This is a genomic window from Marinobacter azerbaijanicus, from assembly GCF_030250645.1.
GTDB lineage: Bacteria > Pseudomonadota > Gammaproteobacteria > Pseudomonadales > Oleiphilaceae > Marinobacter > Marinobacter azerbaijanicus.
In genome coordinates this window covers 592,117-602,507 of record NZ_JASSVS010000003.1, presented here as the reverse complement: position 1 = coordinate 602,507, position 10,391 = coordinate 592,117, and the positions used below count along the sequence as shown (strand labels likewise).

Sequence of the window (10,391 nt, the reverse complement as noted above, 5' to 3'; positions counted from 1 at the left end):
ACAACGCCATCGATGAGCTATTGCCCCACAACTGGAAGCCGGCTATACCTGACAAGGTGTGATGGGCGGACGCTTACGGTTTACCGGCTTTATCGGGAAGCCGGTCTGGCCGTGCCAAAGCGCAAGCGTCGCAAAGGTATCGCCATGGAGCGTCAGCCACTGGTGTTGCCAGAAGCTCCGAACCAGACGTGGTCCATGGACTTCGTCATGGACTCACTGTCGTGTGGTCGGCGGATTAAATGCCTGACCATTGTTGATGACTTCACCAAGGAGTGCCTCGACATCCCCGTGGCAAACGGTATCTCTGGCAACCAGGTTGCCCGCACTCTGGATGCCATAGCAGCTTTTAGGGGCTACCCTCAGGCTGTCAGGACAGATCAGGGACCGGAGTTCACCAGCAAGGCCCTGGACCAATGGGCTTATGACAACCGTGTCGAGCTAAAGCTGATCCAGCCCGGGAAGCCTACCCAAAACGGTTTCATCGAAAGCTTCAATGGACGTTTTCGCGATGAATGCCTGAATGAGCACTGGTTCCGGGATCTGGCTCATGCCCGGGAGATCATCGGTAACTGGCGACGAGATTATAATGAAAACCGGCCCCATTCAGCGTTGAGCTACCAGACACCACTGGAGTTTGCCGCTGGCTACCGGACTACGGGAAAAGGGCCGAAATTAACCGACATTACTAAGCAGTGAGTGGTTTAGTGATTGGGGGCAGGTCATCTAGAATTCCCCCACTACCTTTGTGTCCACTAACTGTCCACCCGGCCGATTAATTAATCACAACACCTTAATTAACCACAACATCTAGTGGTTTCTTGCAATCACCCGCAACGCATTGTGCTGTCGCGAGTTTCCCCTTTTTCAAGGCTGTGATCATTGATTTTCTTACGCTATCGGCCGCAATCCATAGTTGTCCCCTTATTCTCAGACCACTATATCCTGTTATCATATGATCAGAAACCTACGATATATGGGGTTTCAAGGAGTATTCAGCAAGGATGCGTAAACTTTTGTAATAGGAGTAACACCATGGCTGTATACTCAATATCGTACGACCTAAATAGACCAGGTCAGAACTACGAGGCTTTGTATGAGGAGATAAAAAGCTTCGGAGGGTACTGGCATCACCTTGACTCAACTTGGCTAGTTAGCAGTCAGCTCAACGCCAATCAAATGAGCGAGCGAATGCTGAAACATACTGACCATAATGATCATTTTTTGATTATTCGCGTGGTCGATGAATACCAAGGATGGCTACCCAAGAGTGCCTGGGATTGGCTGCACACGCACATATCTGAAAAAGCGTACGCTTAGGAGGAAATTATGGCCAAAACAGATAAAGGTAAGAAAAAGGTTCATGTGCCTGCACATGAAAGAGAAGGGAAGAACGGCAAAAAGGTCAAGGTGCCTGAGCATTACCGTTCTACCCCGAACTAGAGCAACTTTGTAAGGAGTTACTTAGCCACCGGGTGGCCGCCCGGTGGCTGGTAATTAAAGAGTAGAACCGAAAGTTTTTCAAGTTAAGTTACAAAAATTCGTTCAACGGACTTTTAGAAACCGCATCCCTGAGGTGATCCGGCGAGAGGTGCTAATATCGCACCCTCATTGTTATCGTGGAGTGCCCCAAGATCTTTTGAAGAGTGAGAGTATCACCGCCGTTCATGACAAAGTGACTGGCAAAGGTGTGTCGCAGCACATGCGCAGACTGCCCTGCTGGAAGCTGAATTCCCGACTTATCCAAGGCACGGCGAAATGCAGAGAGCGAGAAGCTGAAACTTTCGTGTTGCTTCAGGTGCTCCTGGATTTCTTCGAATAGCTCAGGTGCTACCGGCACAGACCTGGATTTCCCGCTTTTAGTGTTCACGAACGTGAGCTTTCCTTCCTGGACGTGACGTAGCTGCAGATTTTCTGCTTCTCCCCACCTGGCACCGGTTGCCAGGCAGATCCGGGTAAGTAGATGAACGTGTGGATTCTGACTGAAATCCTCGATGGTTTTGAGAAGGTTCTGGATCTTGTGGGCACCGTATGCCAGGAATGCTGCCGGCTTTACTGCCTTGGCAACAGGGTCGCCCATAAAGTCGGCGACTGTTCCAGGCAGCGTTTACGGCGTTTGGCATCCCTACCTTTTTCCGGAGTTCACACCTCAAAACAGATTGTATATACTGTATATACCTTGGTAAAAATGATCGTGGAGGTAGCACCATGGCAACCACAAGAATCTTCAAGTCCGGCAACTCCTGGGCTGTGCGCATTCCCGCAGATATGGCTTACGACCGCCCGGATGTGGAGCTGACTGTTGAACGTGTCGGTGACGAAATCCGTATTCGGCCAGCACGTCGTTTGACCGGGCTCGCCGACAAGTTCCACGGCTTTTCAGCTGATTTCATGGAGGATCGGGAAGGCGAGGAAGACCAGGAGCGTGAGGGACTATGAAGTACCTGCTGGACACGAATATCTGTATTTACCTGATGAAGCATGAGGTCCCCGCGGCGAAAGAGCGGTTTGAACAGTGTTTCTATGGCGATGTGGCCATCTCTGCCATTACCTTGGCCGAGTTGCAGTACGGTATTGAATGCAAGCCAGAGAACCAGGAGCAGAACGAGAAGGCCCTGGAGCGACTACGGGCAGACCTGGTGGTTGCCCCCTTCGACGACAATGCAGCCATTGCTTATGGCCGGCTGAGGGCAGGTATTCCCCGTGATCAACGCCGCAAGGACGCACTGGATAAACTGATAGCGAGTCACGCGGTCGCCCTGGGTGCGGTTCTGGTTACAAACAACGAGGATGACTTTAACCGTTACCCTGACGTGACCATTGAGAACTGGACCCGATAGAGAGACAAAACCCTCCCGCCGTCTCCACCAACCAACCGTTTTTTTATGCCTGTGTCCCACTCTGAATCACAACTCGTCCGCTGCAATCTCCTCCCCCGGCCCCGCCTTCTCCAGGCTCCCGGGCGACTTTACCGGCTCCACCAGCAAAGGCTCCCTGATCCGGGTTCCGAGCAGATGTTGCAGCGGGTCGGTGTTGGTCAGGTGCGGGTCCAGCCACATATCGAAATCTTCCGCTTTAAGCATCAGGGGAATACTTTTCGGATGAATGTGGCTGAACCGGGGATGTGGCGGCAGTGTAATGATGGTGAACGATGGCACAACCTCACCCTGAAAGTCCCACAGCTCGCAGAGACCCGCAAAGGCAATGGCGCTGTTGACAGGGTGGATGTTATAGCACTGTTTGTGCCCTTTCCCACCGGTCCATTCATGGAAGCCACTGGCCGGTATATGGCCGGCTGGGTGAAAGCCGCCTATTCTGCGGTAACCTCAGGAAGGTTATGGGCGATGCCCTGGTGACAGTCAATGCAGGTTTTATCCGTCGCCTCGCGATATTCCCTCGAGTGCCTGCGCTTGGCATAACGGTCCTGCATGCTCAGAGCCATCGCCTCGTAGCTATGGCAACTGCGGCAGGTGGCCGAGTTGCTTGCCCGCATTTTTGCCCATACCGACTCCGCCATTTCCCTGCGGTGGGCCTCGAACTTTTCAGGCGTGTCAATCTTCCCGGTAATCCATGAGGGGATTTCGTTAAACGTCGCTTCTGTCTTGCGAACGACCTTGCCCCACCAGTCCTTTGGAACGTGACAGTCGGAGCATACCGCCCGAACACCACTCTGATTGGAAAAATGGGCGCTTTGCTCATACTCTGGATAAACAAATGCATTCATTTCATGACACGAAGTACAGAACTCCAGGGTGTTTGTTTCCTCCATGGCGAAATTGACGCCACCGAGAAGGATGGCTCCTGTGAGCAACATTACAAAGCCGCCCGCAGGAATCCACAGCAGGTATTTTGTTTTCGGCCACTGCCAGAGACGTTGCCACCAGCCCTTGTGTTCCGGATCCGAATGTTTTCCCGCTGCCATGGCCCCGCTCCTTCAGAATGGTAGGCTGTCGACGTGACCCGGCATGGATCACCATCGGTCTATTTCTTACCTTCTCTGGCGTAGTACTCAGCCAAGGCCTGGATATCTTTTTCGCTCAGGGCTTCCATCGCAGGCTGCATTTTCTCTGGTTGCCAGCGGTCACCGTTCTTGTAATCCTGCATGGTGCGCGCCAGGTAGGCCTTCCACTGACCGGCCAGGATGCCGGCGTCATCCAGCGCCAGGCTGCCGCTGTCGGAATGGCATTTTTCGCAACGTTGTTCGTGGATCTGTGCCCCCATGCCCGCGAGCTCTTCATCAACGGTCTGGTCGGCACTCTTGAAGGGTTGTTCGGCGAAGTAGGCGGCAAGCTCGGTAATCTCCTCCTCGCTTAGCGCTTTCGCCAGGTCGCAGTGATCCTCGGCAATACCGTCATGTTCCTCCTCACCGAACTCTTCCTTTGCACAGGGGCGGGCTCCCTCCTTGAAAATAAACATCTGATTTTCCAGAAAGAAGGCGGACGCGCCGGCGATGATGGGAATGTCTTCGTCTTCGCTGATACCGTCTTTGTTATGACAGCTTGCGCAGTCTTCGGCTGCTGGCGGGGCCTTGGCAAATACACCTGCGCTCATGGCAAGAGCGACCAGGGTGGCCAGAAAAAGAGAAGTAGTTGAATGCATCGCGAGCTCCTTTACATAGGACATAGGTTCCGTGGTGACTGCGTGCTTGAAATCAACCACACCGGATTATTGTTGGGATTGTTTTACCTTTAGCCTGCTCGCCCATCCCGGGTATTTCAATTACTAGCATCTTGAGTATTGAATTGACTTTGACACAGGTCAAATAATAACCAGGTTTATTGAAAATCAATGTGCAACTATCCCGCCAGAGGAACTACTTTTAATCAGGTAGCCCCTGCCGAAAGATGACGGGATCTACCCGACAGCAATAGTCTTATTTTATAAGCATGAAATTGACCACCGGGTCCGGTGGTATTTCCGGCAAGGAGACAATGAGCATGGCCAGGGGAACAAAAACCTGTAAACCTTGCGTGCCAGTCAACCAGTCGTTTCGCGCTATCGCACGAACGGGGGGATTGCTCTGGGGATTCATCTTTCTTCTCGTTCTTGCCGGTTGCGAGGGCGACACCGGAGACATCGGCCCGGCAGGGCCTTCCGGCCCCCCCGGTTCTCCCGGATCCTATAACCAGGTTCCCGAAGAACTCCAGATCCGTATAACCGACGTCACCATCAATAGTGCGCCCGTGGTCAAGTTTGAGGCCACAGACCAGTTCGGATTTCCGTTCGACCAGTTAGCCCAGGGGCAACCGTCTTTTACCATTGCCAAGCTGGTACCGGGTACGGGGGGAGACAGCGACCACTGGCAGAGCTACTTGAACAAAATAGAACCAACCGGTGTCGGCCCGGGAACCGAGGATGCCGTTCAGGCCATAACGGAAAGTGACGGCACCCTGGTCAACAATGGCGATGGCACCTACGAATATACGTTCGCCGCTGACCTGGACTCCATTACGGATCCAGTCACAGTAGCTTTTGAGCCTGACCTGACGCACCGAGTGGGGCTCGAAATCCGGGGAAGCTTTCTTGGTGAATCGTTGCCATTGACCAATGCCGTTTTCACCTTTCAGCCGTCCAGCGGCCTGACTGATAACATACCCACACGGAAAATTGTCGCGCAGGCGTCCTGCGATTCCTGCCATGGGGAGTTACGCATGCATGGTAATGGCCGCCAGGACGTGGACCTTTGTGTGACATGCCATAATCCTGGCAGCACAGACGCCAACAGTGGTAACAGCCTGGATTTCCGCGTGCTGACCCATAAAATCCACATGGGCGAGCAATTGCCGAGCGTTGAAAGCGGCGGCGAATATGTCATTTACGGGTTCCGGGATTCCCGGCATGACTTCTCCGATGTCGCCTTTCCCCAAAGCCCGCAGACCTGCGTTAAATGCCATGACCCTGCCGATGCGGCAACACCGGACGCCAGCAATATTGTCACTCGCCCGACCATTGCATCCTGTGGCTCCTGCCATGACGACGTCGATTTCAGCGCGGGTATGGCGGGCGGCCACCCCGGTGGAGTCGTCACAGACAACAGCGAATGTTCGGTTTGCCACGCAGAGAACAAAATTGCCGGATCCGTGCTGGAATCCCATGCCATTCCGGCGAAGGTTGCCGCCAGCCGGTTCAGCTACAACATCCTTGAGGTAATCAATACCGGGCCGGATGAACAGCCAAGCATCCGTTTTTCAGTCACAGACCCGACCAACAATGATGAACCCTATGATCTGGAGAATGATCCGGAATTCACCAGCAGCCAGAGCCGGCTAGCGGTGATTCTGGCATGGGACACCGGTGACTACACCAATGAGGGAAGTGAAAGTGCGCCCGGCAAGGTCGTTTCAATCAATGCTCTCGCTGCCCCTACCGCCAACGGCAATGGCATATTCACAGTGAATTCCCCCGTCGCCATACCGTCGGATGTAACCGGCTCGGGCGCAGTTGCCATTGAAGGCCACCCGGCTGCTGATCCCGATGGTGACGGCACCTATGACGTAGCCGTCAAGGTGACTGGCGCCGTGGACTATTTCCCCATTACGGACACCGAGGCCCAGGCGCGCCGCGAAGTTGTTGAGCTGGCCAGCTGCCAGAATTGTCATGGCGAAAATGACGGGCTCTCGCTCCATGGCTCCAACCGGACGGATAATGTCCAGCTGTGTGTCATGTGCCATAACCCTCGCGCCACCGACCTTGCCCAGCGCCCGGCAGACCCGGATGGTAGTGACGACGAAACCAATCAGAACGCCGTGGATGGCGCTGAAGAGTCGCCCATTGATTTCAAGCGGATGATCCATGCAATCCATGGTGCTGACAAACGCTCCGGTGATCTGATTGTCTATGGTTTCGGCAACACCCCCCATGACTTCAGCGACGTGCGTTACCCTCGCGACCCCGGTGACTGCATGGCCTGCCACGGCGATGGCACCTTCGAATTACCTTTGCCGGCAGGAGTGCTCGGTACAACCATCGATACCCAGGCAACAGTGGCCACCGCTTCGCCTTTTGGAACCAGTGATTTCATCACACTTGCAGCCGCGCTTGATCAGGGCGACGACGAGGTTATAACGGCAACAGCGTCGGTCTGCTCTGCCTGCCATGACGATGGCACTACACAGATCCACATGGAGCAAAATGGCGGTGGCTTCGGCGTTCCGGCAGGCACCGCCAATCAGGAAAGCTGTGCCGTTTGCCACGGCCCTGGCAGCATTGCCGACGTTCGCAAGGCTCACAATCTTGACGACTGACCAATGCACGGAAGAAATCCCAGACAGGAGCCAGACGTGATCAGGACCGGCAACAGGAAACAGAACGACCGCCCGCCATTGGTACTCGCCGGCGTGATTGTATTATTCGGCCTGTTTTCTGGTGGTATTAACGTGATGGCGCAGGACGAAACGGAATTGTCCCTGGAATATACCGCGGAAGGCGCTGACACCTGTCTGGCCTGCCATGATGAAAACGGCGAAGTCCCTGTTATGGACATTTTCAAGACACCCCATGCAGTGCCAGGGGATGCACGGACGCCATTTGCACAGCACCAGTGCGAATCCTGTCATGGGCCCGGGGCTGAACACGGGAAGAGACTCCGCTTTAATCAGGAGCGCCCGCCCATTCCTGCCTTCGGCGACAATGCTCTCTGGTCGAAACAGAAACAGAACGGTATCTGTCTCGACTGCCACCAGCGCGATCAGCGCATGCACTGGGACGGCGGAACCCATGAGCGACAGGACGTAGCTTGCGCGGACTGTCACCAGGTGCATGTCACTGAAGACCCGGTCACGGTGGCCCGGCGTGAAGCCGAAGTCTGCTCTGACTGCCACAGGAATGTGCAGGTTCAGTCTCACCAGATGTCATCCCATCCGATGCGTTTCGGCGACATGGCGTGCTCGGACTGCCATCAGCCCCACGGCTCTCTCAACACCGCCATGCTGAAAGAGCCCACACTGAATGACAGTTGCTACAGCTGTCATGCTGACAAACGCGGGCCCTTTCTCTGGGAGCATGCCCCCGTTGCCGATGACTGCACAAACTGCCACAGCCCCCATGGTTCCAACCATCCTGCGCTCCTGAAGCAACGGCCTCCGCTGCTGTGTCAGAGTTGCCACTCCCGGGCCGGTCACCCCAGCATTGCCCGCACCTCCGACGACTTGCCTGGTGGGCGGGCCTCGGCGTTCCTGCTTGGTGGAAGCTGTTTGAACTGCCATTCGAAAGTGCATGGCTCCAACCATCCTTCGGGAGCCAACCTGAGCCGTTGACACAGCGGTGGGATACAGGAGGACAAAGTCATGCTGACGCTAAAATCACAATGGATCCTGCCTTTCGGGATTGCACTGGCGATCAGTCCTGGCGGCGTGATGGCGGAAACCGACGGTACAACTGAAGAATGCGAATCCTGTGCTTTTGACTGGGAACCAAGGGGGTATGTGGAAGCCGGCATTCTCTGGCTGGAGGACGACGAGCCTGAATTTACAGACTATCGGGGATTTGACCGGGACGGTTTTTTCCTCAACGGCGCCATTGATGTGATCGATCGCAATGAGGATGGGGCCTACTGGTCCCTGGAAGGCCGGAATCTGGGGCTTGGATCGCGAAATGCGGCAGTCCGGGCAGGCAAACAGGGAACCGTGGACTACTTCCTGGAGTATCAGGAATGGGAGCACCATCTGTACGACAGTGCAAAAACCGTGTTCTCAGGAGCAGGCACTGAACGCCTGACACTCCCCGGCGGCTGGACCCGGGGGGATACGACAAAAGACCTGACTGACCTCGACATCGCTTTGCGCAATATTGATATTGAGCTGGAACGAAAAACTCTTTCAACCGGCCTGCAGTTTTTCCAGGGAGAGCGCTGGGACTATAACTTCGAGTACACAGCCGATGAGCGCGATGGCACCCGGCTGACGGGCGGGAGTTTCCTGTTGCGGTCGGCCATTTTGCCCGAGCCCGTGGATGATATTACCCACCGATTCGACCTCTCGGTCGGGTACCTGGCAAACCTCTGGCAACTTCGCCTGGCCTATCACGGCTCATTTTTTGATAACGATAACCAGTCCCTGACCTGGGACAATCCCTTTATTGTTCCCGGCGATACGCCAAGAGGCCGATCAGCGGCAGCGCCGGATAACAGCTTCAATCGACTGATGCTTTCCGGGGCATTCCGCCCCACGCGCTGGCTCAATGGCTCGGGGCACATTGCGGTGGGCCGTCTTGAGCAGGATGACTCGTTCATTCCGGCGACAATTAATCCGGACATAGGCCCCGTTGGCCTCCCACGCCAGAATCTGGATGCGAAAGTGAATACGCTGAATGCCCGCCTGCGCCTGACCGGAAACGCCACCCGCCGCCTGACACTTAACGCGGAAGGCTTCTTTGATGAACGGGACAACGACACGCCGGTGGACAGCTACCGCCAGGTAGACACCGATCTTTTCGTGGCTGAACTCCGGGAGAATCGCCCTTACAGTTTTGAAAAGAGTGGCGGTGAGCTCAGTGCGGATTATCGTCTGACCAACAACACCGACGTAAGCACAGGATATGGGATAGAGCGTTCTGAGTTTACTTTCCAGGAAGTGGATGCCACAGACACGGATCTGTATTTTGGCGAACTGCGGACCCGGCCCGGGGAGCGGGTCGAGCTCCGGCTTCGCCTGGGCTGGGAGGATCGGGACATTGATGGCAGCTATGATCCTCTGGCAGTCGCTCCGCCGGAAAATCCGCTGTTACGGAAATTCAATCTTGCCGACCGTGATCGGCGTGAAATCAGAATATCGGGCAACTACTACGCCAGTGAACAACTCAGCTTCGGACTGAACTCTGTGTACGCTGACGACGATTATCACAACTCCCTGATTGGCCTGACCAACGCGGTCGACAGAATGGTCACGCTGGATGCCTCCTGGTCTCCCGGACAAAACCTGAACGCCTATGTTTATTTTAGCCGCCAGAACATCGTGTCAGACATCGCCGGAAGCGAGAGCTTTGGCAGACCAGACTGGTTTGCAATGCATGATGACACCATCAACACGCTCGGAGGGGGTGTCCAGGCCAGGGAACTGATTCCCCACCTCGAACTGGGAATCGATCTGGCCTATACGCGGTCAAGGGGGAATATATCGGTTGATTCACGGGCATCCGATCAGAGATTCCCCCAACTGGAAGCTGACCGAATCAGCACCCGGATTTACGGCGAGTATTCCGTTTCCGACAGATGGAGTTATCGGCTTGATTACTGGCTTGAGCACTACCAGCAGCAAGACTTTTTCAACGATGGCGTAGCCCCGGACACAACAGATAACGTTCTGACGGCTGGTCTCCAAAGCCCGGATTACGTCATCCATGCGGCAGGGATATCTGCAAGATACCGTTTCTGAGCCCCGGAGCTGTTCCGCCTTCCC

Annotated in this window: 10 protein-coding genes; 6 read left to right on the top strand and 4 right to left on the bottom strand. The window is 55.0% G+C overall.

Annotated elements, in window-relative coordinates; genetic code table 11:
- The coding region (locus QPM17_RS09180; protein ID WP_285390347.1) for an IS3 family transposase at positions 1–696 on the top strand (696 nt) is incomplete at its 5' end.
- An 895-nt stretch (positions 697–1,591) separates the two neighbouring features.
- On the opposite strand, the gene QPM17_RS09175 is transcribed toward QPM17_RS09180, so the two are convergent.
- The gene (locus QPM17_RS09175) at positions 1,592–2,077 is read right to left on the bottom strand and encodes a tyrosine-type recombinase/integrase (protein WP_285390346.1); all 486 of its coding nucleotides are present in this window, start codon (positions 2,075–2,077) and stop codon (positions 1,592–1,594) included.
- A gap of 128 nt (positions 2,078–2,205) precedes the next feature.
- Here QPM17_RS09175 and vapB point away from each other — a divergent pair, with 128 nt between their 5' ends.
- Both vapB and QPM17_RS09165 read left to right on the top strand, forming a co-directional pair.
- Positions 2,206–2,436, top strand: a complete 231-nt coding sequence (gene vapB / locus QPM17_RS09170; RefSeq protein ID WP_285390345.1) for a type II toxin-antitoxin system VapB family antitoxin — start codon at positions 2,206–2,208, stop codon at positions 2,434–2,436.
- Positions 2,433–2,837, top strand: a complete 405-nt coding sequence (locus QPM17_RS09165; RefSeq protein WP_285390344.1) for a type II toxin-antitoxin system VapC family toxin — start codon at positions 2,433–2,435, stop codon at positions 2,835–2,837. Before vapB ends, QPM17_RS09165 begins: the two co-directional genes overlap by 4 nt.
- A gap of 66 nt (positions 2,838–2,903) precedes the next feature.
- On the opposite strand, the gene QPM17_RS09160 is transcribed toward QPM17_RS09165, so the two are convergent.
- The 3 genes from QPM17_RS09160 to QPM17_RS09150 are packed head-to-tail and all read right to left on the bottom strand — an operon-like array spanning position 2,904 to position 4,596.
- Positions 2,904–3,284: an SOS response-associated peptidase family protein gene (locus QPM17_RS09160; protein WP_422732747.1), complete on the bottom strand. Its 381-nt coding sequence runs from the start codon at positions 3,282–3,284 to the stop codon at positions 2,904–2,906.
- A 23-nt stretch (positions 3,285–3,307) separates the two neighbouring features.
- Positions 3,308–3,919, bottom strand: a complete 612-nt coding sequence (locus QPM17_RS09155; protein ID WP_285390343.1) for a NapC/NirT family cytochrome c — start codon at positions 3,917–3,919, stop codon at positions 3,308–3,310.
- A 59-nt stretch (positions 3,920–3,978) separates the two neighbouring features.
- Positions 3,979–4,596 (bottom strand): c-type cytochrome, encoded by a 618-nt coding sequence (locus tag QPM17_RS09150; RefSeq protein WP_285390342.1) that lies wholly within the window; start codon positions 4,594–4,596, stop codon positions 3,979–3,981.
- Positions 4,597–4,934: 338 nt separating this feature from the next.
- Between QPM17_RS09150 and QPM17_RS09145 the strand changes: the two genes are divergently transcribed.
- Genes QPM17_RS09145 through QPM17_RS09135 form a run of 3 tightly spaced genes read left to right on the top strand, consistent with a single transcriptional unit; the run spans position 4,935 to position 10,367 of the window.
- The gene (locus QPM17_RS09145) at positions 4,935–7,241 is read left to right on the top strand and encodes an OmcA/MtrC family decaheme c-type cytochrome (RefSeq protein WP_285390341.1); all 2,307 of its coding nucleotides are present in this window, start codon (positions 4,935–4,937) and stop codon (positions 7,239–7,241) included.
- A gap of 36 nt (positions 7,242–7,277) precedes the next feature.
- Positions 7,278–8,252, top strand: a complete 975-nt coding sequence (locus tag QPM17_RS09140; protein WP_285390340.1) for a DmsE family decaheme c-type cytochrome — start codon at positions 7,278–7,280, stop codon at positions 8,250–8,252.
- A 30-nt stretch (positions 8,253–8,282) separates the two neighbouring features.
- Positions 8,283–10,367, top strand: coding sequence for an MtrB/PioB family decaheme-associated outer membrane protein (locus QPM17_RS09135; protein ID WP_285390339.1), 2,085 nt, complete (start codon positions 8,283–8,285; stop codon positions 10,365–10,367).
- The last annotated feature ends 24 nt before the right edge of the window (positions 10,368–10,391 follow it).